Origin of the sequence: Pseudomonas sp. LAIL14HWK12:I10, assembly GCF_900184205.1 — a bacterium.
GTDB classification, from domain to species: Bacteria; Pseudomonadota; Gammaproteobacteria; order Pseudomonadales; family Pseudomonadaceae; genus Aquipseudomonas; species Aquipseudomonas kermanshahensis.
This window is the reverse complement of the sequence record NZ_FXWU01000004.1, coordinates 420,311-440,755: the sequence shown is the minus strand read 5'-3', so window position 1 is coordinate 440,755 and position 20,445 is coordinate 420,311. Positions and strand designations below refer to the sequence as shown.

Genomic DNA, 20,445 nt, shown 5'->3' with positions numbered 1-20,445 from the left:
CAAGGCTGCTCCTACAGGGGCATGCGATGCCTGTAGGAGCAGCCTTGCGCTGCGAATGGGCCGCAACGCGGCCCTACGGCATCAACGCAAGCCGCGCTGCAGCTCGTCGAGGTCGCGGATGTACTTGAACACCTTGCGCGCAGCAGCAGGCGGCTTGTTCCGCGCTTTTTCGTGCTGGGCATGGCGGATCAGCGAGCGCAGTTGCTGGCGATCGGTGTCGGGGTATTCGTTGACGAAGCGCTCGAGGTCTTCGTCATTACCGTCGATGAGCCGGTCGCGCCAGCGCTCCAGGCCGTGGAAGCGCTCGTTGTACTGGCGGGTCGAGCTGTCCATCTGTTCGAGCAAGGCATGGATGGCATCCAGGTCCTGGACGCGCATCAGCTTGCCGACGAACGACATGTGCCGTTTGCGGGCTCCGTGAGCTGTGTGCTTGCTGGCCTCGGCCAACGCTTTGCGTAGCTCGTCGGTCAACGGCAGGCGTGCCAGGGTGTCGGCCTTGAGCGTAGTGAGGCGCTCGCCGAGTTCAACCAGTTCATGCAGTTCGCGCTTGATCTGGGTTTTGCTTTTTTCGCCGTCGTAGGCGTCGTTTGAATCAACCATGGTGGCAGTCCGCTAGAAATCGCCGCCATGATAACCAGTCGGGGGCCGCTTGTCCGGCCCGGTCGTAGAATGACCCTCGCCGAACGCAGAATTTGAGTGGAGAGAACCATGAGTGCAGTCCAGAGCGTAGGTCCGAAAGACCTGCCAGCGTTGCAGGAACAGGTCGAAGCGATCATCGCCGAAGCGCGTCGCCAGGGTGCCAGTGCCTGCGAAGTTGCGGTGTCGCTGGAGCAGGGCCTGTCCACCACGGTGCGCCAGCGTGAGGTCGAAACGGTCGAGTTCAACCGTGACCAGGGCTTTGGCATCACCCTCTATGTCGGCCAGCGAAAAGGCTCGGCCAGCACCTCCGCGAGTGGCCCAGACGCGATCCGCGAGACCGTTGCCGCAGCCTTGGCCATCGCCAAGCACACCTCTGAAGACGAGTGCTCGGGGCTGGCCGATGCCGCGCTGATGGCGCGCGAAATCCCGGACCTGGACCTTTATCACGACTGGGATATCGAACCCGAGAAGGCGATCGAGATGGCCTTGGCCTGCGAGGCCGCGGCGTTCGACGCCGATGCCCGCATTCTCAACGCCGATGGCACCACCCTCAATACCCATCAAGGGTGCCGGGTGTACGGCAACAGCCACGGATTCATCGGTGGTTATGCGTCGACCCGGCACAGCCTGAGCTGTGTGATGATCGCCGAGGGCGACGGGCAGATGCAGCGCGACTACTGGTATGACGTGAACCGCCAAGGCACCTTGCTGGCTGACCCGCGCAGCATCGGCCAGCGCGCGGCCCAGCGTGCGGCCAGCCGCCTCGGCGCGCGCCCTGTACCAACCTGCGAAGTGCCGGTGCTGTTCTCGGCGGAGCTGGCCGGCGGCCTGTTCGGCAGCTTCCTCTCGGCGATTTCCGGCGGCAACCTGTACCGCAAGTCGTCGTTCCTTGAAGGCACCCTTGGCCAGCGCCTGTTCCCAAGCTGGCTGACCCTCGATGAGCGCCCGCATATTCCTCGGGCCTTGGGCAGTGCCGCGTTCGATGGCGATGGCTTGGCGACCTACGCCAAACCGTTCGTCGACAAAGGTGAGTTGGTGTCGTATCTGCTGGGCACCTATTCCGGTCGCAAGCTCGGGCTGCCGAGCACGGCCAACTCCGGTGGTGTTCACAACTTGTATGTAACCCATGGCGTCGAAGACCAGGCTGCCCTGATCCGTCGCATGGGGCGTGGCTTGCTGGTGACCGAGCTGATGGGGCATGGCCTGAACATGGTGACCGGCGATTATTCGCGTGGGGCTGCGGGTTTCTGGGTCGAGAACGGCGAGATTCAGCATGCGGTGCAGGAAGTGACCATCGCCGGGAACATGAAGGATATGTTCCAGCAAATTGTCGCGATCGGTAACGATCTAGAGACACGCAGCAATATCCATACGGGCTCGGTGCTGATCGAGCGAATGACGGTTGCAGGGAGCTGATAGGTAACCTGCTCTGGCCTCTTCGCGGGTAAACCCGCTCCCACAGGATACCGACTGGCTTCAGGGTACTGTGGGAGCGGGTTTACCCGCGAAGAGGCCGGTACAGCCCAACCTGTTTCAGACTGATGTAGAGAACCCGGCCCTGGCGCCGGGTTTTTTATGCGTCCTACCTCACGGCTTTAGTCGATCCGCACTTGAAGTGATTCTATTTATCACTTAATAATGAATATCATTACCCAATTGCTTGGCGATGGTGTTCATGAAATCCGTCCTTCACGAATTGCCCTATTTGGAAAACTGGCGCTGGCTCAGCCGGCGCATTCGCTGCGCGCTCGAGCCCGATGAGCCGCGTCTTATCGAGCACTACCTGGCCGAAGGCCGTTACCTGGTGTGCTGCACCGAAACCTCGTCCTGGACGGTGGCGTTGACCTCCTTCCGCCTGCTGCTGGATACCGCCTGCGACCGCATGCTGCCGTGGCATTGGCGGTGCCTGTGCCTGGACCAGGCCTGGCGCCCGTTGCTGGACCTGCGCAACCTCGACCGCCGCGAACAGAACCAGCGCTGGCAGCCCTACGCCCTGCAATTGGCCAACTGCGTGCTGCTGCCTTCGATTTCTCCCGATGAACTGATGCAAGGATTAGACGATGAGTAATACCCGTATCGAGCGTGACAGCATGGGTGAGCTTCAGGTGCCTGCCGAGGCCCTGTATGGCGCCCAGACACAGCGCGCGGTCGACAACTTCCCGATCAGCGGCCAGCGCATGCCGGCCCAGTTCATTCGCGCATTGCTGCTGGCCAAGGCGGCAGCGGCCAAGGCCAACATCGAGCTGGAGCAAGTGACCGCCGACCAAGGCCAGGCCATCGTCAAGGCGGTCGAGCAACTGCTCGCGGAAGATTTTATCCAGCATTTCCCGGTGGACGTGTTCCAGACAGGTTCCGGCACCAGTTCGAACATGAACGCCAACGAAGTGATCGCCACCCTGGCCAGCCGGGTGCTCGGTGATGCGGTCAATGCCAACGACCATGTGAACTGCGGCCAGAGCAGCAACGACATCATCCCGACTACCATCCATGTCAGTGCCGCCTTGGCGCTGCACGAGCAGCTGCTGCCAGCGTTGCGGCACTTGGTGCAGGTGATCGAGGCCAAGTCGGTGCAGGTGCAAGTCTTTGTAAAAACCGGCCGTACTCACCTGATGGACGCCATGCCCGTGCGCATGAGCCAGGTGCTCGACGGCTGGGCGGCGCAAATCAACGGCGCGCTGGCGCATATTGAGGCGACCCTGCCGAGCTTGCAGGCGCTGGCCCAGGGCGGTACCGCCGTCGGGACCGGCATCAACGCCCATCCACAGTTCGCTGCCGGTTTCGCGCGTCAGCTGAGTGCCCTGACCCAGGTCGAGTTCACTCCCGGGCAAAACCTGTTTGCGCTGATCGGCTCGCAAGACACGGCGGTGGCCCTTTCCGGCCAGCTCAAGACCACCGCCGTGGCACTGATGAAAATCGCCAACGACCTGCGCTGGATGAACTCCGGCCCCTTGGCCGGCCTCGGCGAGATCGAGCTGCAAGGCTTGCAGCCGGGCTCGTCGATCATGCCGGGCAAGGTCAACCCAGTGATCCCGGAAGCCACCGCCATGGTCGCCGCGCAGGTGATCGGCAATGACGCGACCATCGCCATCGCCGGGCAGTCGGGCAACTTCGAGCTGAACGTCATGTTGCCGGTGATCGCCCGCAACCTGCTGGAAAGCATCGAGCTGATGGCCAACGTCAGTCGCCTGCTGGCCGACAAGGCCATCGCCACCTTCAAGGTCAATGAAAGCAAGCTCAAGGAGGCGCTGGCGCGCAACCCGATCCTGGTCACTGCGCTGAACCCGATCATCGGCTACCTCAAGGCCGCCGAAATCGCCAAGACCGCCTACAAGCAGGGCCGCCCGATCATCGACGTGGCGCTGGAACACACCGACTTGTCGCGTGACCAGCTCGAGGCTCTGCTGGACCCGGAAAAACTCACGGCCGGCGGTATCTGACTCAGCGTCACCGCCGAGCGTACGAGCCATCGCGCTCAGGAGAAACGTTATGCAGCACTGGAAACGCACCACTGAAACCGCCAACCGCCTGTTCGAGCAAGGTGAATGGGTCGATGCCCGGGAACACTACCTGCAAGCCTTGGCCTTGGCCCAGGTGCTGTTCGAGCGCTGGCATGACGTCGACGAAGCGGTGGCGGTGTTCGTCATCGCTCACCACAACCTGGCTGACCTGCACCTGCGCCTGAACCAGCCGCACGAGAGCGCCGACTACCTGTGCTCTGCACACCAGCGCCTGCTCCAGGCCAGCCAGGAAGCGCGCTTGCCCCAGGCGCTGCGGGATGCAGCGCTGCGCCACAGTTCACGCACCTACACCGAATTGCTGAGTTTCATTGCCGAGTACGGACAGTACCCGCGCACCGAGCGCCTGCTCAACCGTCACGCCCCCGCCGCCAGCGAGCTGGCCGCGCAAACAGGCGTGACACCCAGAACCCACGCTTACGGAATCCATTGATATGCCACATACCTTGCCTGCGTTGCCTTATGCCTACGATGCGCTGGAACCGCACATCGATGCCCAGACCATGGAAATTCACCACAGCAAGCACCACCAGACCTACATCAACAACCTCAACGCTGCCATCGAAGGCACCGAGTGGGCCGAATGGCCGGTGGAGCAGCTGGTAAGCGCGGTCAAGCAGCTGCCAGAAAAGCTGCAGGGCGCCGTGATCAACCAAGGCGGCGGCCACGCCAACCACACGCTGTTCTGGACGGTGATGGCGCCACACGGCGGCGGCCAGCCACACGGTCAGGTGGCCAAGGCCATCGAGGCCGAGCTGGGTGGGTTCGACGCGTTCAAGGACGCCTTCACCAAAGCAGCGCTGACCCGCTTTGGCAGTGGCTGGGCCTGGCTCAGCGTCACCCCGGGCAACACGTTAGTGGTCGAAAGCAGCGGTAACCAGGACAGCCCGCTGATGCACGGCAACACGCCGATTCTCGGGTTGGACGTGTGGGAGCACGCCTACTACCTGAAATACCAGAACCGTCGCCCTGAATACATCGGTGCCTTCTACAACGTCGTCGACTGGGCGGAAGTGGAACGTCGTTATCTCGAAGCCTTGAAGTGAGTCGATCCGGTATGCGTTCACAGGTGTTGTCCGTCAGCAGCGTACGTCTGTTTCGTCTTGCGATAGGAACCTTGCTGTTGCTGGCGGGCACAGCATTGCTGCTGGCGCAGGGCATTGCCTGGCTGGGCCTAGAGCCGCGCATGCTGCGTGCCCTCGAAGGGGGCGCATTGTGCGCGTTGGGGACAGCGCTGGGCGCGGTACCGGTGTTGGTGATTCGTAACATGCCGGTGGCCCTGGCCGACACACTGCTGGGCTTCGGTGCGGGTGTGATGCTGGCGGCCACTGCGTTTTCCCTGATCATCCCGGGGCTGGAGGCGGCGCAAGGCATCGGCTTCAGCCCTTGGGGCGCGGGCGGCTTGATCAGCTTTGGCCTGATGTTTGGCGCCTTGTGCCTGTTCCTGGTCGACCTCAAGGTCTCCGGTGCCTCGCCAGAAGCCTTGGTCGGCACGGACAACCAGCCGGTGATCGCCGCGCGAATCTGGTTGTTCGTGATCGCCATCATCGCCCACAACATTCCTGAAGGCATGGCCATTGGCGTGTCTGCGGGCGGCGGCATGGCCGATGCCGACAGCCTGGCAATGGGCATCGCTTTGCAGGATGTGCCGGAAGGGCTGGTGATTGCGTTGGTGCTGGCGGGGGCGGGCATGCCGCGTTTCAAGGCATTCTTGATTGGTGCCGCTTCAGGCCTAGTCGAACCGGTGGCAGCGGTTATCTGTGCCTGGCTGGTGAATGTTGCCGAACTGCTGTTGCCGTTGGGCCTGGCGTGTGCCGCCGGGGCGATGCTGCTGGTAGTGACCCAGGAGATCATCCCCGAGTCGCGTAGTAATGGGCATCACCGCCTGGCTAGTTTGGGATTGTGTATCGGTTTTTACCTGATGATGGTGATGGACACGGCGATGTCTTGAATTGATTGCGCCATGATGATTGTGTCGTGGTTGCGACCGTTCGGCGGGAGATTGTCTGGGCCTGTAAGGCCGAGCCCCGCGCGGGCGGCGCTCGATCTCACAGGCGCTGAAGGTGTTGTAACAAGCCCAGCGTTCCCTACTCGCCTTCGTCGAAGTAGTTGTTGATCAACTCGACCAGCGCGTCCAGCGCGTCGTTGTCCTGTTCGCCTTCGGTCAGCAAGTGCACTTGGGTGCCTTTGCCTGCCGCGAGCATCATCACCGCCATGATGCTCTTGCCGTCCACCAGCTTGTCTGGCGCGCGGCCTACCTTGACCTGGCAGGGAAAGCGCCCGGCCACGCCGACGAACTTGGCCGCCGCCCGGGCATGCAGGCCCAGCTTGTTGATGATGGTGATTTCGCGGGCGGGCATCGTGGGGTGGATCCTGTGGGCTAGAGGTCGCGGTGGCGGACCTGGACGTTTTTCAGGGATTGCTGCAGCAACGTGCCGAGGCGTTCGGTCAGGTACACCGACCGGTGATGGCCACCGGTGCAGCCAATGGCGATGGTGACATAGGCGCGGTTGCTGGCGGCGAAGCGGGGCAGCCATTTAAGCAGGTAGCTGGAAATGTCGTTGAACATCTCTTCGACGTCCGGCTGGGCGGCGAGGTAGTCGATTACCGGTTGTTCGAGACCAGAATGCTCACGCAGTTCGGGCTTCCAGTAGGGGTTGGGCAAGCAGCGCACGTCGAACACCAGGTCAGCATCGACCGGCATACCACGTTTGAAGCCAAAGGATTCGACCAGGAACGCGGTGCCAGGCTCTGGCTGGTTGAGCAGGCGCAGCTTGATCGAGTCGCGCAACTGGTAAAGGTTAAGGCTGGTGGTGTCGATCTTGAGGTCGGCAAGGTCGGCGATCGGCCCCAGCATGTCGCTTTCCACGCGTATCGCTTCTGCCAGGGAACGGTCGGCATTGGTCAGCGGGTGACGCCGACGGGTCTCCGAAAAGCGCTTGAGCAGGGTGTCTTCGTCGGCATCCAGGTACAGCACATCACACTTGATATGCCGGGCACGGGCCTCTTCGAGCAGCTCGGGGAAACGCGTCAGGTGGCTGGGCAGGTTGCGCGCGTCAATCGACACGGCGACCTTGGGCTGCAGCAACTCGGTATTGATCAAGGCATCTTCCGCAAGCTGCGGCAGCAGCCCGGCGGGAAGGTTGTCGATGCAATAGAAACCGTTGTCTTCCAGGACATCGAGGGCGGTGCTCTTGCCGGAGCCGGACCGGCCGCTGACGATGATCAGGTGCATGTTCAGTGCTCGTTCTGTACGTCCAGGACAACCTGGTACAGGGCCTCGTTACTGCTGGCGGCACGCAGACGATCACGGACCTCTTTGCGATCGAGCATGCTGGCGATCTGGCGCAGCAGTTCCAGGTGCGCATCGGTGGCAGCTTCGGGCACCAGCAGGACGAACAGCAGGTCCACGGGTGCGCCATCGATGGCGTCGTAGTCGATCGGCGCCTCCAGGTGCAGCAGTGCGCTGACCGGGGCGGTGCATCCTTCGAGTCGGCAGTGGGGGATGGCGATGCCGTTGCCGAACCCGGTCGAACCGAGTTTTTCACGGGCGACCAGTTTTTCGAAGACGTCTTGCATCTCCAGCTCTGGCACTTGTTCGGCGATGACGGTGGCGACCTTTTCGAGGGCGCGCTTCTTACTGCCGCCCGGCACGTTCACGAGGGAACGGCCGGGGGTCAGGATGGTTTCAAGTCGGATCATGGATGAGGGGGATCAGCGGGCAGCTGCACCTTGCAGCAGGCTTTGCTGTTTTTCCTTGTGTTTTTTCAGTTGGCGGTCGAGCTTGTCGGCCAAGGCGTCGATCGCTGCATACATGTCTTCGTGTTCCGCGTTGGCTACCACTTCACCGCCCGGAATCTGCAGGGTCGCTTCGACCTTCTGCTGCAGCTTCTCGACCTTCATGATGACCTGCACGTTAGTGATCTTGTCGAAGTGACTTTCCACGCGGGCGAGCTTTTCAAGCACATAATCGCGCAGCGGCTGGGTGACTTCTACATGCTGTCCACTGATATTGACTTGCATACAGCTTCTCCTTTATTGCCCGTGCATAAAGAGGCAAGTCTTGCACCTGCCCCAAAAACGCTGTGGCACATACCAGGGGCTACATCAGTCGCTTGCGCTCGCTCGACGGTGCGATGCCGAGAGACTCGCGGTACTTGGCGACGGTGCGACGGGCTACCTGGATGCCTTGTGCCTCCAGTAAACCAGCGATCTTGCTGTCACTCAATGGCTTTTTCTGATTTTCCGCCGCAACCAGTTTCTTGATGATCGCGCGGATCGCTGTGGACGAGCATTCTCCGCCTTCGGCGGTGCTGACGTGGCTTGAGAAAAAGTATTTCAGTTCGTAGATGCCGCGGGGCGTGTGCATGTATTTTTGCGTGGTGACCCGCGAAATGGTCGACTCGTGCATCCCGACGGCTTCGGCGATGTCATGCAGGACCAACGGCTTCATCGCTTCGTCGCCATGGTCGAGGAAGCCGCGCTGATGCTCGACGATCTGCGTGGCCACTTTCATCAGGGTTTCGTTGCGGCTTTGCAGGCTCTTGATGAACCAGCGCGCTTCTTGCAACTGATTGCGCATGAAGGTGTTGTCGGCGCTGGTGTCGGCGCGGCGGACAAAACCTGCGTACTGCGGGTTGACGCGCAGGCGCGGGATGGCTTCCTGGTTAAGCTCCACCAGCCAACGGTCGCTGTCCTTGCGCACGATGACGTCGGGTACGACGTACTCGGGCTCGCTCGATTCGATCTGCGAGCCAGGGCGCGGGTTGAGGCTTTGCACCAGTTCGATGACCTGGCGCAGCTCGTCTTCCTTGATCTTCATGCGCCGCATCAGCTGGCTGTAGTCGCGGCTGCCGAGCAGGTCGATGAAGTCGGTGACCAGGCGTTTGGCCTCGGCCATCCACGGCGTGCTGGCCGGTAGCTGGCGCAGTTGCAGCAGCAGGCATTCGCCCAGGTTGCGTGCGGCGATGCCGGCAGGCTCGAACTGCTGAATGCGGTGCAGGACTGCTTCGACCTCGTCCAGCTCGATATCCAGTTCGGGGTCGAAACCGGCGCAGATCTCTTCGAGGGTGTCTTCGAGGTAGCCCTGGCCATTGATGCTGTCGATCAGGGTGACGGCGATCAGGCGATCGGTGTCGGACATCGGCGCCAGGTTCAACTGCCACAGCAGGTGGCTTTGCAGGCTTTCACCGGCCGATGTGCGGGTGGTGAAGTCCCACTCGTCGTCATCGTTGCTCGGCAGGCTGCTGGCGCTGGTCTGGTAAATGTCTTCCCAGGCGGTATCGACGGGCAGCTCGTTGGGGATTCGCTCGCTCCACTCGCCGTCTTCCAGGTTTTCGGCACTGTTGGTGCTTTCCTGGAAGCTGTTGTCCTGGACTTCGGCGGCCGGTTTGTTCTCGGCGTTATCGGCCATCGGGTCGCTGTTGTCGAAGTCCTCGCCGTCTTCCTGACGTTCGAGCATCGGGTTCGATTCCAGCGCTTCCTGGATTTCCTGTTGGAGGTCCAGGGTGGAGAGCTGGAGGAGGCGGATGGCCTGTTGCAACTGAGGAGTCATCGTCAGTTGCTGGCCCATTTTTAGGACGAGCGATGGTTTCATGGCAGGGGCTTAATACCTTGTTCGCCGGCGCGCATGCGCCATCCACTACACGAGGGCGCCGGAGCGCCAAATTCAAGCAAGTTTTATGCCTTAAATTGTAGCGTTTGCCTAGAGCACCGTAACAACTTAAACCCCGACAGGGTCGATTTGCCAGTGCTCCAGGTGCGTCCCGGGGTCAGAGCCGGAACTCGTGACCCAGGTAAACCTCTTTGACCAGTTCGTTGGCCAGGATGGTCTCGGCGTCGCCTTCGGCGATCAGTCGGCCATCATTGACGATATAGGCGGTTTCGCAGATATCCAAGGTCTCACGCACGTTGTGGTCGGTAATCAGTACGCCGATCCCCTTGGCCTTGAGGTGGTGGATGATCTGCTTGATGTCACCGACGGAAATCGGGTCGACGCCCGCGAAGGGTTCGTCGAGCAGGATGAACTTCGGTGCGGTCGCCAGGGCGCGTGCGATCTCGACACGGCGGCGTTCGCCACCCGAGAGGCTCATGCCGAGGTTGTCGCGGATGTGGCTGATGTGGAACTCCTGCAGCAGGCTTTCCAGCTCCTTGCGGCGGCCGTCGCGGTCGAGCTCCTTGCGGGTCTCGAGGATCGCCATGATGTTGTCGGCCACCGACAGCTTGCGGAAAATGGAAGCTTCCTGCGGCAGGTAGCCGATGCCGGCACGCGCGCGACCGTGCATGGGCTGGTGGCTGACATCGAGGTTGTCGATCAGCACGCGCCCTTGCTCAGCCTGGACCAGGCCGACGATCATGTAGAAGCAGGTGGTCTTGCCGGCGCCGTTAGGGCCGAGCAGGCCGACGATCTGGCCGCTGTCGATCGACAGGCTGACGTCGCGCACGACTTGCCGACCCTTGTAGCTCTTGGCCAGGTGCTGGGCTTTGAGGGTTGCCATTTACTCGGCCTTCTTCTTCGGCTGGATCACCATGTCGATGCGCTGACGTGGTTGAGTCACGTTGCCACCACGACCGGCGGTCGCAACCTGGGTCTTGGTGTTGTAGACGATCTTCTCGCCTTCAGTGGTGTTGCCTTCATTCTCGACCTTGGCGCGGTCGGTGAGGATCACCGTGTCTTTCTGCGCCTGGTACTGAATGGTCACGGCCCAGCCTTTCATCTTGTCCGGCTTGGCGGTGCTCTGCTGCTGTTCGAAGTAGGCCAGGTTGCCCACCGAGGTGACCACGTCGATGTCGCCGTTGGCGGCGCGGGTCATGGTCACGGTGTTGCCTTTGATCATCATCGAGCCTTGGGTGATGATGACGTCACCGGTGTAGGTGGCCACGCCTTGCTTGTCGTCCAGGTGCGCGTTGTCGGCCTGGATGCGGATAGGCTGGTCACGGTCGGTCGGCAGTGCGAAGGCGCTCGCGCTTCCCAGTGCTGCGCTCAGGCTGAGCAAAAGGGGGAGGGTTTTAACGAGCCTCATACTGTCCTCTTACGTTAGAGAGCAGGTCCATCCTGCCTTCTTTCAAATACGCTTTCATTCCTTTGCCCGTGGTCGTGCCACCGGCGCCGTCGATTCTAACGGCTTGCTCGGTCTGCGCATATTGCTTCTGCGGGAATACGGTCATGCGTGAGCTGGTGATAATCGTTTCACGCTTCTTTTCGTCGGTGCGGGCAATGCGCACCTGGTCGATCAGCTCGACCTCGGTGCCGTCCGGGTTGACCTCGGCACGGACACTTTGCACGTGCCACGGGTACTCGGTGCCGCGGTACATGTGCAGGTCTGGCGTGGTCACCAGTGTGACCTCGGTGGCCGTCAGGTGTTCGACCTTGTCGGCGGTCATTTCGTACTGCAACTTGCCGTCGGGCAGGAACTGCACGCTGTGGGCATTGATCGCGTAGTAGTCGATGGCGCTCTCGTCGACCTGGGCCGTGGGCTGGTCGAGGAAGCTCTCGGGGCTGACATTCCAGTAGCCGATCGCCGCCAGCAGGGCGCCGATGGCCACGAGCAGCACAATATTGCGGGCTTTCTTGCTGAACATGAGCAGCCTTAAAGGTAATGTGCGTTGGCAGCGTCCAGGGTGCCCTGGGCCTGCATGATCAGTTCACAAAATTCACGCGCCGCGCCTTCACCGCCGCGGGCCTGGGTCACCCCGTGCGCATGTTGGCGAACGAAGGGGGCGGCGTTGGCCACCGCCATGCCCAGGCCGACCCGGCGGATCACCGGCAGGTCGGGCAGGTCGTCGCCCAGGTAGGCGACTTGTTCATAGCTTAGGCCGAGTTCGGCGAGCAAGCCGTCGAGTACCACCAATTTGTCCTCGCGGCCCTGGTACAGATGCGGGATACCGAGGTTTTTCGCACGGCGCTCGACCACCGGGGTTTTGCGCCCGCTGATGATTGCCGTGGTCACGCCCGATGCCATGAGCATCTTGATGCCCTGGCCGTCGAGGGTGTTGAAGGTCTTGAACTCGCTGCCGTCTTCGAGGAAGTACAGGCGGCCGTCGGTGAGCACGCCGTCAACGTCGAACACGGCAAGCTTGATGGCCTGGCCACGTTGAATCAAATCCTGGGTCATTTACATTACTCCGGCGCGCAACAGGTCGTGCATGTTCAGGGCGCCGGTCGGGCGGTCGTCCTGGTCGACCACCACCAGCGCGTTGATCTTGTGGTCTTCCATGATTTTCAGCGCCTCGGCGGCCAGCATTTCGGCGCGGGCGGTCTTGCCATGCACGGTCATCACCTGGTCGATCAAGGTGGTGTGCATGTCGATATTGCGGTCCAGGCTGCGGCGCAGGTCGCCGTCGGTGAAGATCCCAGCCAGTTTGCCGTCCGGTTCGAGGATCACGGTCATGCCCAGGCCTTTGCGTGACATTTCCAGCAGCGCGTCCTTGAGCAGGGTGCCGCGTGCCACTTGGGGCAGTTCGGCGCCTGCGTGCATCACGTTCTCGACCTTGAGCAGCAGGCGGCGGCCAAGGGCGCCACCGGGGTGCGAAAAGGCGAAGTCTTCGGCAGTGAAGCCACGGGCTTCGAGCAGGGCGATGGCCAGGGCGTCGCCCAGCACCAGCGCTGCGGTGGTCGAAGAGGTGGGGGCCAGGTTCAGCGGGCAGGCCTCCTGGGTGACGCGGGCGTCGAGGTTGACCTCGGCAGCCTGGGCCAGGGGCGAATCGGCATTGCCGGTCAGGCTGATCAGCTGGATGCCGAGGCGCTTGATCAGCGGCAGCAAGGTGATGATTTCTGCAGTGCTGCCAGAGTTGGACAGGGCCAGGATGACATCGTCCCGGGTGATCATGCCCATGTCGCCATGGCTGGCTTCGGCGGGGTGCACGAAGAACGCAGGCGTGCCGGTGCTGGCCAGGGTGGCGGCGATCTTGTTGCCGATATGCCCCGACTTGCCCATGCCGACCACCACGACCCGGCCCTTGCTGGCCAGAATCAGCTCGCAGGCCTTGACGAAGTTGGCGTCGATACGCGGCGCCAGGCTTTCCACGGCCTCGACTTCGAGGCGCAAGGTGCGCAGGGCGGACTGGATCAGCTCACTGGATTGGCTCATGTCGTCAAACAATGCCTGATGAAAAGGCGGCGATTATAGCCGCAATGGAAGAAAGCCTCATCCTTTCGATTGCCCGGCAAATGCCATGGAAGTCTGTCGTTGTGCTGAACGACACGTTCCATGGCCTTGGGGCCGCCCTGTCAGCGGTGCTATAGTTCGCCGCTATTCGGCCTGTCAGGGGCACGTGTGCCTTCACGATGAGGGCAAGCGTCCACTAGGACGAGGCTGCACTAGCAAGGAGTCTAGATGAGTGTGGATAGCGCCTACGCGGTCGAGTTGAAGGGAGTGACCTTCAAGCGCGGTTCGCGCAGCATTTTCAGCAGTGTCGACATACGCATCCCGCGCGGCAAGGTCACCGGCATCATGGGGCCATCGGGTTGCGGCAAGACCACATTGCTACGCCTGATGGGTGCGCAACTGCGTCCGTCCAGCGGCGAGGTATGGGTTGCCGGGCAGAACCTGCCGACGCTGTCGCGCAGCGACCTGTTCGACGCGCGCAAGCAGATGGGCGTGCTGTTCCAGAGCGGCGCGCTGTTCACTGACCTCGATGTGTTCGAGAACGTGGCCTTCCCGCTGCGCGTGCACACCCAGCTGTCGGAAGAGATGATTCGCGACATCGTGTTGATGAAACTGCAGGCTGTCGGCCTGCGCGGTGCCATTGACCTGATGCCTGACGAACTGTCCGGTGGCATGAAGCGCCGGGTGGCGTTGGCGCGTGCGATCGCCCTGGACCCGCAGATCCTCATGTACGACGAACCGTTCGTCGGCCAGGACCCGATCGCCATGGGGGTACTGGTGCGCCTGATCCGCCTGCTCAACGATGCCCTGGGCATCACCAGCATCGTGGTTTCCCACGACCTGGCCGAAACCGCCAGCATCGCCGACTACATCTACGTGGTAGGGGATGGCCAGGTGCTGGGGCAGGGCACGCCTGACGAGCTGATGGGCTCGGACAACCCGCGTATTCGCCAGTTCATGAAAGGCGACCCGGATGGCCCGGTACCCTTCCACTTTCCCGCGCCTGATTACCGCGCCGACCTGCTGGGGGCGCGTTGATGCGCAGAAAATCCTTACTCGAACGTGTTCGCCTGTTCGGTCGCTCGGCGATCGACGTGCTGGCCGTGCTCGGGCGTTCCTGTCTGTTTCTGTTCCATGCGCTGATCGGGCGTGGCGGTATTGGCGGTGGCTTCCAGCTGCTGACCAAGCAGCTGTACTCGGTGGGCGTGCTGTCGCTGGCGATCATCGTCGTGTCTGGTGTGTTCATCGGCATGGTGCTGGCGCTGCAGGGCTACAGCATCCTGACCAAGTACGGCTCTGAACAGGCGGTCGGGCAGATGGTGGCCCTGACCCTGCTGCGTGAGCTCGGGCCGGTGGTGACCGCACTGTTGTTCGCCGGCCGCGCAGGTTCTGCGCTGACCGCCGAAATTGGCAACATGAAGTCCACCGAGCAGCTGTCGAGCCTGGAAATGATCGGCGTCGACCCGCTCAAGTACATCGTTGCGCCACGCCTGTGGGCCGGTTTCATCTCGCTGCCGCTGCTGGCGCTGATCTTCAGCGTGGTCGGCATCTGGGGTGGGTCGTGGGTCGCCGTGGATTGGCTGGGCGTCTACGAGGGCTCGTTCTGGGCCAACATGCAGAACAGTGTTTCCTTCACCGACGACGTGCTGAACGGCTTGATCAAGAGCCTGGTGTTCGCCTTCGTCACCACCTGGATCGCCGTATTCCAGGGGTACGACTGTGAGCCCACCTCAGAAGGGATCAGCCGTGCCACTACCAAGACCGTGGTCTATGCCTCGTTGGCTGTCCTGGGTCTGGACTTTATTCTGACCGCCTTGATGTTTGGAGATTTCTGATGCAAAACCGCACCCTGGAAATCGGTGTCGGCCTGTTCCTCCTGGCCGGGATCCTGGCGCTGCTGCTGCTGGCCCTGCGAGTCAGCGGGCTGTCGGCCAGCCCGAGCAGCGATACCTATAAAGTTTATGCGTACTTCGACAATATCGCCGGTTTGACGGTCAGAGCTAAAGTGACCATGGCCGGTGTGACGATCGGCAAGGTCACCGCCATTGATCTGGACCGTGATTCCTACACCGGTCGGGTGACGTTGCAGCTGGACAAGACCGTCGACAACCTGCCGACCGACTCCACTGCTTCGATCCTGACCGCCGGGTTGCTGGGCGAGAAGTACATCGGCATCAGCGTGGGCGGCGAAGACGACGTGCTCAAGGATGGCGCGACCATCCACGACACCCAGTCGGCACTGGTGCTGGAAGATCTGATTGGCAAGTTCCTGCTCAACTCCGTTGGCAAGGAACCGAAAGAAGCGCAACCGGCTAATTAAGGAGTTTCCATGATTTCGATCCTGCGACGTGGCCTGCTGGTCCTGCTGGCGGCCTTCCCTTTGCTGACCGTGGCGGCGCAGACGCCTCACGATGTGGTGCAAGGCACGACCAACGAATTGCTTGGCGACCTCAAGGCCAACAAGGAGCAGTACAAGTCCAACCCCAACGCCTTCTACGATGCGCTCAACCGCATCCTTGGCCCGGTGGTGGACGCTGACGGCATTTCCCGCAGCATCATGACCGTGAAGTATTCGCGCAAGGCCACGCCTGAGCAGATGCAGCGCTTCCAGGAGAACTTCAAGCGCAGCCTGATGCAGTTCTATGGCAACGCCCTGCTGGAATACAACAACCAGGGCATCGTCGTTGACCCGGCCAAGGCTGATGACGGCAAGCGTGCCAGCGTCGGCATGAAGGTGACCGGTAACAACGGTGCCGTGTACCCGGTGCAGTACACCCTGGAGAACATTGCCGGCGAGTGGAAGGTGCGTAACGTCATCGTCAACGGCATCAACATCGGCAAACTGTTCCGCGATCAGTTCGCCGATGCCATGCAGCGCAACGGCAACAACCTGGACAAGACCATCGACGGTTGGGCCGGTGAAGTGGCCAAGGCCAAGGAAACCGCCGATAAGTCGCCCGAGAAGGCAGTGCAATGAGTGAGGCTGGCGTAAGCATGGCCGAGCCGGGCGTACTGCGTTTGACCGGCGTGCTGGACTATCGCAGCGGCCCGGCCTTGCGCAAGCAAGGCAAGGCATTGATCGACGCCTCGCGCGAGCCGCACATGGTGCTGGATTGCTCGGCCGTGGCGAAATCGTCCAGCGTCGGCCTGTCGCTGCTGCTGGCGTTTATCCGCGATGCCCAGGCGGCCGGCAAGGCCTTCGAAGTACGCGGTATGCCCGACGACATGCGGGAAATTGCCGGGGTTTATGACCTCGATGAAGTGCTGGCTACTTGATGGCAGTGCACTGAAGGATGGCCCCTCGGTCAGCGCACGCCCTCAGTGGGCTTCGCAGGCGAGGGGCTTTTTTGTATGATGGCCGACCCGTGCGCATCGGGCGCCGATTGAGGTTGAGCATGCAGGCCGTAGAAGTTAAAAGCTTCCTTGAAGAAAAATTGCCGGGATCCCGGGTCGAAGTTGAAGGCGAAGGCTGCAACTTCCAATTGAACGTGATCAGCGACGAGTTGGCTGGCCTGAGCCCGGTCAAGCGTCAGCAGGCGATCTATGCTCACCTTAATCCCTGGATCGCCAATGGCAGCATCCATGCGGTAACCATGAAATTTTTCAGCAGCGCAGCCTGGGCTGAGCGCACCTGAGCCAACTTGGCGGCGAGACTCCAATGGACAAACTGATTATTACTGGCGGCGCTCGCCTTGACGGCGAGATCCGCATTTCGGGCGCGAAGAACGCGGCATTGCCGATTCTGGCGGCGACCCTGCTGGCTGACGGCCCGGTCACTGTGGCCAACCTGCCGCACCTGCACGACATCACCACCATGATCGAGCTGTTCGGGCGCATGGGCATCGAGCCTGTGATCGACGAAAAGCTGGCCGTGGAAATCGACCCACGCACCATCAAGACGCTGGTCGCGCCGTACGAGCTGGTCAAGACCATGCGCGCCTCGATCCTGGTGCTGGGCCCGATGGTTGCACGTTTCGGCGAGGCTGAAGTAGCCCTGCCTGGCGGTTGCGCCATCGGTTCGCGCCCTGTCGACCTGCACATCCGTGGCCTTGAAGCCATGGGCGCGAAGATCGAAGTCGAAGCCGGCTACATCAAGGCCAAGGCGCCTGAGGGTGGCCTGCGCGGTGCGCACTTCTTCTTCGACACCGTCAGCGTGACCGGTACCGAGAACATCATGATGGCCGCTGCCCTGGCCAAAGGCCGCAGCGTGCTGCAAAACGCTGCCCGTGAACCTGAAGTGGTCGACCTGGCCAACTTCATCAACGCCATGGGCGGCAATGTTCAGGGCGCTGGCACCGACACCATCACCATCGAAGGCGTCGAGCGTCTGCACTCGGCCACTTACCGCGTCATGCCCGACCGTATCGAAACCGGTACCTACCTGGTCGCCGCAGCCGTCACCGGCGGCCGCGTCAAGGTCAAGGACACCGACCCGACCATCCTTGAAGCGGTACTGGAAAAACTCAAGGAAGCGGGCGCCGACATCACCACCGGTGAAGACTGGATCGAGCTGGACATGCACGGCAAGCGGCCCAAGGCTGTCAACCTGCGTACCGCGCCGTACCCAGCGTTCCCGACCGACATGCAGGCGCAGTTCATCTCGCTCAACGCCATCGCCGAAGGCACTGGCGCGGTGATCGAGACGATCTTCGAAAACCGCTTCATGCACGTCTACGAAATGCACCGCATGGGCGCGCAGATCCAGGTCGAAGGCAACACCGCCATCGTCACCGGCGTCAAGACGCTGAAGGGCGCGCCAGTCATGGCCACCGACCTGCGTGCTTCCGCCAGCCTGGTACTGTCGGCGCTGGTGGCCGAAGGCGATACGCTGATCGATCGCATCTACCACATCGACCGTGGTTACGAGTGCATCGAGGAAAAACTGCAGATGCTGGGCGCCAAGATCCGCCGCGTACCGGGTTAATAGCCCACAGGCGCACGATGTGGGAGCGGGCTTGTCCCGCGAAGGAGGCACTGCGGTGTATGGCACCGGCGTTGCCGGTGTTCGCGGGGCTAGCCCGCTCCCACACACGAATTGAATGAGGTCGGGCCTAGGCCCGGCCGGCAGTAGCCGCTTAAGGACCGACGTTTCCCATGTTGACCATCGCGCTATCCAAAGGCCGAATTCTCGACGATACCCTGCCATTGCTGGCCGAGGCCGGTATCGTGCCGACCGAGAACCCGGACAAGAGCCGTAAACTGATCATCCCCACCACGCAGGACGACGTACGCCTGCTGATCGTGCGTGCCACTGACGTGCCGACCTACGTCGAGCATGGCGCCGCCGACCTCGGTGTGGCTGGCAAGGACGTGCTGATGGAGTACGGCGGCCAGGGCCTGTACGAGCCGCTGGACCTGCAGATTGCCTGCTGCAAGCTGATGACCGCTGGCGTGGTCGGCGCACCTGAGCCCAAGGGCCGTCTGCGTGTGGCCACCAAGTTCGTCAACGTCGCCAAGCGTTATTACGCCGAGCAGGGCCGTCAGGTCGACATCATCAAGCTGTATGGCTCGATGGAGCTGGCACCCCTGATCAACCTTGCCGACAAGATCATCGACGTGGTCGACACTGGCAACACCCTGCGCGCCAATGGCCTGGAACCCCAGGAAATGATCGCCACGATCAGCTCCCGCCTGGTGGTCAACAAAGCATCGATGAAGATGCAGCACGCCCGTATCCAGAGCCTGATCGACACCCTGCGCAAGGCCGTCGAATCGCGACACCGCGGCTGACTCCTGCGCGCGACCTCCGCTGTCGCGCCCGTCTATCCGCGTCATAGCCACTTTTCTCGGGTGCCCGCGCGGATGGACTGGTAGCCTAGGGCGCCTGAGCATTCGCTAATAATCGAGGCCCTCGCCATGACCGTGTCCACTGCAATTGCCCGTCTCAACGCCGCTGATCCGGATTTCGCCCGACATCTGGATCATCTGCTGAGCTGGGAAAGTGTGTCCGATGACGCGGTCAACCAGCGCGTGCTCGACATCATCAAGGCCGTTCGCGAACGCGGCGATGCGGCCCTGGTGGAGTTCACCCAGCGCTTCGATGGTGTCGATGCTAAGTCCATCGATGACCTGATTCTTGGCCGTGAACGCCTTGAGCTTGCCCTGACGCGCATTACCGACACCCAGCGTGCAGCCCTGGAAAAGGCCGCCGAGCGCGTGCGCATCTACCACGAGCGGCAAAAGCAGGATTCCTGGCAGTACACCGAAGCCGACGGCACCGTGCTGGGCCAGAAGGTCACGCCGCTGGACCGCGCAGGCCTGTACGTACCGGGTGGCAAGGCGTCGTACCCGTCCTCGGTACTGATGAACGCCATTCCCGCCAAGGTCGCGGGCGTGACCGAAGTGGTCATGGTGGTACCGACCCCGCGTGGCGAGGTCAACGAACTGGTGCTGGCCGCTGCCTGCATCGCCGGTGTCGACCGTGTGTTCACCGTGGGTGGCGCACAGGCCGTCGCCGCGCTGGCCTATGGCACCGAGAGTGTGCCGCAGGTGGACAAGATCGTCGGCCCGGGCAACATCTATGTCGCCACCGCCAAGCGCCACGTGTTCGGCCAGGTCGGCATCGACATGATCGCCGGCCCGTCGGAAATTCTCGTGGTGTGTGACGGCCAGACCGACCCGGACTGGATCGCCATGGACCTGTTCTCCCAGGCCGAGCACGACGAAGACGCTCAGGCCATCCTGGTCAGCCCGGACGCTGAGTTCCTCGATCGCGTAGCCGCCAGCATCGACAAGCTGCTGCCGACCATGGAGCGCGCCGAGATCATCGAGAAATCGGTTAATGGCCGCGGCGCGCTGATCCAGGTGCGTGACATGCAGCAGGCCATCGACGTGGCCAACCGCATCGCCCCTGAGCACTTGGAGCTGTCGGTCGCCGACCCGCAGGCCTGGTTGCCGCAGATTCGCCACGCCGGTGCAATCTTCATGGGCCGCCACACCAGTGAAGCACTGGGTGACTACTGCGCAGGCCCCAACCACGTGTTGCCAACCTCCGGCACCGCGCGTTTTTCGTCGCCACTGGGGGTGTATGACTTCCAGAAGCGTTCGTCGATCATCTTCTGCTCCGAGCAGGGCGCATCCGAGCTGGGGCACACCGCTTCGGTCCTGGCCCGTGGCGAGTCGCTGACCGCCCACGCCCGCAGTGCTGAATACCGTATCCTGACCCAAGAGAAGGGGAACTGAGC

The 20,445-nt window shown here is 62.1% G+C and carries 26 protein-coding genes; 15 read left to right on the top strand and 11 right to left on the bottom strand.

Annotated elements, in window-relative coordinates; translation table 11 throughout:
- Nucleotides 1-81: 81 nt before the first annotated feature.
- A complete protein-coding gene (gene yjgA, locus QOS90_RS12200) occupies nucleotides 82-600 on the bottom strand; it encodes a ribosome biogenesis factor YjgA (protein ID WP_027595596.1) in 519 nt (172 codons plus the stop codon).
- A gap of 108 nt (nucleotides 601-708) precedes the next feature.
- Between yjgA and pmbA the strand changes: the two genes are divergently transcribed.
- The 6 genes from pmbA to QOS90_RS12170 all read left to right on the top strand — a co-directional run bounded on the left by pmbA (nucleotide 709) and on the right by QOS90_RS12170 (nucleotide 6,105).
- Entirely contained in the window at nucleotides 709-2,055 is a 1,347-nt protein-coding gene (pmbA, locus tag QOS90_RS12195) for a metalloprotease PmbA (RefSeq protein WP_027595597.1), read from the top strand.
- Between the two features lie 250 nt (nucleotides 2,056-2,305).
- Complete coding sequence (locus QOS90_RS12190; protein WP_027595598.1) at nucleotides 2,306-2,707, top strand: hypothetical protein; 402 nt, start codon at nucleotides 2,306-2,308, stop codon at nucleotides 2,705-2,707.
- Complete coding sequence (locus tag QOS90_RS12185) at nucleotides 2,700-4,076, top strand: class II fumarate hydratase (protein WP_027595599.1); 1,377 nt, start codon at nucleotides 2,700-2,702, stop codon at nucleotides 4,074-4,076. The genes QOS90_RS12190 and QOS90_RS12185 overlap by 8 nt, the downstream gene beginning before the upstream one ends.
- A 49-nt stretch (nucleotides 4,077-4,125) precedes the next feature.
- Nucleotides 4,126-4,587 carry a DUF2753 family protein gene (locus QOS90_RS12180; RefSeq protein ID WP_027595600.1) on the top strand — a complete coding sequence of 154 codons (462 nt, stop codon included), beginning with the start codon at nucleotides 4,126-4,128 and terminating at the stop codon, nucleotides 4,585-4,587.
- Between the two features lies 1 nt (nucleotide 4,588).
- On the top strand, nucleotides 4,589-5,200 hold the full coding sequence (locus tag QOS90_RS12175) for a superoxide dismutase (protein WP_027595601.1): 612 nt from the start codon (nucleotides 4,589-4,591) through the stop codon (nucleotides 5,198-5,200).
- Nucleotides 5,201-5,211: 11 nt separating this feature from the next.
- On the top strand, nucleotides 5,212-6,105 hold the full coding sequence (locus QOS90_RS12170; protein WP_085272657.1) for a ZIP family metal transporter: 894 nt from the start codon (nucleotides 5,212-5,214) through the stop codon (nucleotides 6,103-6,105).
- Between the two features lie 136 nt (nucleotides 6,106-6,241).
- Here QOS90_RS12170 and QOS90_RS12165 read toward each other — a convergent pair whose 3' ends face one another.
- The 10 genes from QOS90_RS12165 to QOS90_RS12120 form a co-directional block, all read right to left on the bottom strand.
- Nucleotides 6,242-6,514 carry an HPr family phosphocarrier protein gene (locus QOS90_RS12165; protein WP_027595603.1) on the bottom strand — a complete coding sequence of 91 codons (273 nt, stop codon included), beginning with the start codon at nucleotides 6,512-6,514 and terminating at the stop codon, nucleotides 6,242-6,244.
- Between the two features lie 20 nt (nucleotides 6,515-6,534).
- Nucleotides 6,535-7,389, bottom strand: a complete 855-nt coding sequence (gene rapZ / locus QOS90_RS12160) for an RNase adapter RapZ (RefSeq protein ID WP_027595604.1) — start codon at nucleotides 7,387-7,389, stop codon at nucleotides 6,535-6,537.
- Between the two features lie 2 nt (nucleotides 7,390-7,391).
- Nucleotides 7,392-7,856 (bottom strand): PTS IIA-like nitrogen regulatory protein PtsN, encoded by a 465-nt coding sequence (gene ptsN / locus QOS90_RS12155; protein WP_027595605.1) that lies wholly within the window; start codon nucleotides 7,854-7,856, stop codon nucleotides 7,392-7,394.
- Nucleotides 7,857-7,868: 12 nt separating this feature from the next.
- The gene (gene hpf, locus QOS90_RS12150) at nucleotides 7,869-8,177 is read right to left on the bottom strand and encodes a ribosome hibernation-promoting factor, HPF/YfiA family (RefSeq protein WP_003255135.1); all 309 of its coding nucleotides are present in this window, start codon (nucleotides 8,175-8,177) and stop codon (nucleotides 7,869-7,871) included.
- 79 nt (nucleotides 8,178-8,256) lie between these two features.
- On the bottom strand, nucleotides 8,257-9,750 hold the full coding sequence (locus QOS90_RS12145; RefSeq protein ID WP_027595606.1) for an RNA polymerase factor sigma-54: 1,494 nt from the start codon (nucleotides 9,748-9,750) through the stop codon (nucleotides 8,257-8,259).
- A gap of 175 nt (nucleotides 9,751-9,925) precedes the next feature.
- Complete coding sequence (lptB, locus tag QOS90_RS12140; protein WP_027595607.1) at nucleotides 9,926-10,651, bottom strand: LPS export ABC transporter ATP-binding protein; 726 nt, start codon at nucleotides 10,649-10,651, stop codon at nucleotides 9,926-9,928.
- Entirely contained in the window at nucleotides 10,652-11,176 is a 525-nt protein-coding gene (lptA, locus tag QOS90_RS12135) for a lipopolysaccharide transport periplasmic protein LptA (protein WP_027595608.1), read from the bottom strand.
- Nucleotides 11,163-11,735, bottom strand: a complete 573-nt coding sequence (gene lptC, locus QOS90_RS12130) for an LPS export ABC transporter periplasmic protein LptC (protein ID WP_027595609.1) — start codon at nucleotides 11,733-11,735, stop codon at nucleotides 11,163-11,165. The genes lptA and lptC overlap by 14 nt, the downstream gene beginning before the upstream one ends.
- Nucleotides 11,736-11,743: 8 nt before the next feature.
- Nucleotides 11,744-12,268: a KdsC family phosphatase gene (locus tag QOS90_RS12125; RefSeq protein WP_027595610.1), complete on the bottom strand. Its 525-nt coding sequence runs from the start codon at nucleotides 12,266-12,268 to the stop codon at nucleotides 11,744-11,746.
- Complete coding sequence (locus QOS90_RS12120) at nucleotides 12,269-13,243, bottom strand: KpsF/GutQ family sugar-phosphate isomerase (RefSeq protein ID WP_027595611.1); 975 nt, start codon at nucleotides 13,241-13,243, stop codon at nucleotides 12,269-12,271.
- A gap of 246 nt (nucleotides 13,244-13,489) precedes the next feature.
- Between QOS90_RS12120 and QOS90_RS12115 the strand changes: the two genes are divergently transcribed.
- The 9 genes from QOS90_RS12115 (at nucleotide 13,490) to hisD (ending at nucleotide 20,443) form a co-directional block, all read left to right on the top strand.
- Nucleotides 13,490-14,299 carry an ATP-binding cassette domain-containing protein gene (locus QOS90_RS12115; protein WP_085272658.1) on the top strand — a complete coding sequence of 270 codons (810 nt, stop codon included), beginning with the start codon at nucleotides 13,490-13,492 and terminating at the stop codon, nucleotides 14,297-14,299.
- Nucleotides 14,299-15,096, top strand: coding sequence for a lipid asymmetry maintenance ABC transporter permease subunit MlaE (gene mlaE, locus QOS90_RS12110; protein ID WP_027595612.1), 798 nt, complete (start codon nucleotides 14,299-14,301; stop codon nucleotides 15,094-15,096). Before QOS90_RS12115 ends, mlaE begins: the two co-directional genes overlap by 1 nt.
- Nucleotides 15,096-15,581: an outer membrane lipid asymmetry maintenance protein MlaD gene (gene mlaD, locus QOS90_RS12105; protein ID WP_027595613.1), complete on the top strand. Its 486-nt coding sequence runs from the start codon at nucleotides 15,096-15,098 to the stop codon at nucleotides 15,579-15,581. Before mlaE ends, mlaD begins: the two co-directional genes overlap by 1 nt.
- Nucleotides 15,582-15,590: 9 nt before the next feature.
- Entirely contained in the window at nucleotides 15,591-16,238 is a 648-nt protein-coding gene (locus QOS90_RS12100; RefSeq protein WP_027595614.1) for an MlaC/ttg2D family ABC transporter substrate-binding protein, read from the top strand.
- Nucleotides 16,235-16,537 carry an STAS domain-containing protein gene (locus QOS90_RS12095; RefSeq protein ID WP_027595615.1) on the top strand — a complete coding sequence of 101 codons (303 nt, stop codon included), beginning with the start codon at nucleotides 16,235-16,237 and terminating at the stop codon, nucleotides 16,535-16,537. Before QOS90_RS12100 ends, QOS90_RS12095 begins: the two co-directional genes overlap by 4 nt.
- Nucleotides 16,538-16,656: 119 nt before the next feature.
- Entirely contained in the window at nucleotides 16,657-16,896 is a 240-nt protein-coding gene (locus tag QOS90_RS12090; protein ID WP_003255121.1) for a BolA family protein, read from the top strand.
- A 23-nt stretch (nucleotides 16,897-16,919) separates the two neighbouring features.
- A complete protein-coding gene (gene murA, locus QOS90_RS12085; protein WP_027595616.1) occupies nucleotides 16,920-18,185 on the top strand; it encodes a UDP-N-acetylglucosamine 1-carboxyvinyltransferase in 1,266 nt (421 codons plus the stop codon).
- 170 nt (nucleotides 18,186-18,355) lie between these two features.
- On the top strand, nucleotides 18,356-18,991 hold the full coding sequence (gene hisG, locus QOS90_RS12080) for an ATP phosphoribosyltransferase (protein WP_033701084.1): 636 nt from the start codon (nucleotides 18,356-18,358) through the stop codon (nucleotides 18,989-18,991).
- Between the two features lie 126 nt (nucleotides 18,992-19,117).
- On the top strand, nucleotides 19,118-20,443 hold the full coding sequence (gene hisD, locus QOS90_RS12075; protein ID WP_027595618.1) for a histidinol dehydrogenase: 1,326 nt from the start codon (nucleotides 19,118-19,120) through the stop codon (nucleotides 20,441-20,443).
- Nucleotides 20,444-20,445: the final 2 nt, after the last annotated feature.

What these genes read in the sequence shown, in the direction of transcription:
- yjgA (WP_027595596.1), bottom strand. Translation starts at nt 600, where the DNA reads ATGGTTGATTCAAACGACGCCTACGACGGCGAAAAAAGCAAAACCCAG.
- pmbA (WP_027595597.1), top strand. Translation starts at nt 709, where the DNA reads ATGAGTGCAGTCCAGAGCGTAGGTCCGAAAGACCTGCCAGCGTTGCAG.
- QOS90_RS12190 (WP_027595598.1), top strand. Translation starts at nt 2,306, where the DNA reads ATGGTGTTCATGAAATCCGTCCTTCACGAATTGCCCTATTTGGAAAAC.
- QOS90_RS12185 (WP_027595599.1), top strand. Translation starts at nt 2,700, where the DNA reads ATGAGTAATACCCGTATCGAGCGTGACAGCATGGGTGAGCTTCAGGTG.
- QOS90_RS12180 (WP_027595600.1), top strand. Translation starts at nt 4,126, where the DNA reads ATGCAGCACTGGAAACGCACCACTGAAACCGCCAACCGCCTGTTCGAG.
- QOS90_RS12175 (WP_027595601.1), top strand. Translation starts at nt 4,589, where the DNA reads ATGCCACATACCTTGCCTGCGTTGCCTTATGCCTACGATGCGCTGGAA.
- QOS90_RS12170 (WP_085272657.1), top strand. Translation starts at nt 5,212, where the DNA reads ATGCGTTCACAGGTGTTGTCCGTCAGCAGCGTACGTCTGTTTCGTCTT.
- QOS90_RS12165 (WP_027595603.1), bottom strand. Translation starts at nt 6,514, where the DNA reads ATGCCCGCCCGCGAAATCACCATCATCAACAAGCTGGGCCTGCATGCC.
- rapZ (WP_027595604.1), bottom strand. Translation starts at nt 7,389, where the DNA reads ATGCACCTGATCATCGTCAGCGGCCGGTCCGGCTCCGGCAAGAGCACC.
- ptsN (WP_027595605.1), bottom strand. Translation starts at nt 7,856, where the DNA reads ATGATCCGACTTGAAACCATCCTGACCCCCGGCCGTTCCCTCGTGAAC.
- hpf (WP_003255135.1), bottom strand. Translation starts at nt 8,177, where the DNA reads ATGCAAGTCAATATCAGTGGACAGCATGTAGAAGTCACCCAGCCGCTG.
- QOS90_RS12145 (WP_027595606.1), bottom strand. Translation starts at nt 9,750, where the DNA reads ATGAAACCATCGCTCGTCCTAAAAATGGGCCAGCAACTGACGATGACT.
- lptB (WP_027595607.1), bottom strand. Translation starts at nt 10,651, where the DNA reads ATGGCAACCCTCAAAGCCCAGCACCTGGCCAAGAGCTACAAGGGTCGG.
- lptA (WP_027595608.1), bottom strand. Translation starts at nt 11,176, where the DNA reads ATGAGGCTCGTTAAAACCCTCCCCCTTTTGCTCAGCCTGAGCGCAGCA.
- lptC (WP_027595609.1), bottom strand. Translation starts at nt 11,735, where the DNA reads ATGTTCAGCAAGAAAGCCCGCAATATTGTGCTGCTCGTGGCCATCGGC.
- QOS90_RS12125 (WP_027595610.1), bottom strand. Translation starts at nt 12,268, where the DNA reads ATGACCCAGGATTTGATTCAACGTGGCCAGGCCATCAAGCTTGCCGTG.
- QOS90_RS12120 (WP_027595611.1), bottom strand. Translation starts at nt 13,243, where the DNA reads ATGAGCCAATCCAGTGAGCTGATCCAGTCCGCCCTGCGCACCTTGCGC.
- QOS90_RS12115 (WP_085272658.1), top strand. Translation starts at nt 13,490, where the DNA reads ATGAGTGTGGATAGCGCCTACGCGGTCGAGTTGAAGGGAGTGACCTTC.
- mlaE (WP_027595612.1), top strand. Translation starts at nt 14,299, where the DNA reads ATGCGCAGAAAATCCTTACTCGAACGTGTTCGCCTGTTCGGTCGCTCG.
- mlaD (WP_027595613.1), top strand. Translation starts at nt 15,096, where the DNA reads ATGCAAAACCGCACCCTGGAAATCGGTGTCGGCCTGTTCCTCCTGGCC.
- QOS90_RS12100 (WP_027595614.1), top strand. Translation starts at nt 15,591, where the DNA reads ATGATTTCGATCCTGCGACGTGGCCTGCTGGTCCTGCTGGCGGCCTTC.
- QOS90_RS12095 (WP_027595615.1), top strand. Translation starts at nt 16,235, where the DNA reads ATGAGTGAGGCTGGCGTAAGCATGGCCGAGCCGGGCGTACTGCGTTTG.
- QOS90_RS12090 (WP_003255121.1), top strand. Translation starts at nt 16,657, where the DNA reads ATGCAGGCCGTAGAAGTTAAAAGCTTCCTTGAAGAAAAATTGCCGGGA.
- murA (WP_027595616.1), top strand. Translation starts at nt 16,920, where the DNA reads ATGGACAAACTGATTATTACTGGCGGCGCTCGCCTTGACGGCGAGATC.
- hisG (WP_033701084.1), top strand. Translation starts at nt 18,356, where the DNA reads ATGTTGACCATCGCGCTATCCAAAGGCCGAATTCTCGACGATACCCTG.
- hisD (WP_027595618.1), top strand. Translation starts at nt 19,118, where the DNA reads ATGACCGTGTCCACTGCAATTGCCCGTCTCAACGCCGCTGATCCGGAT.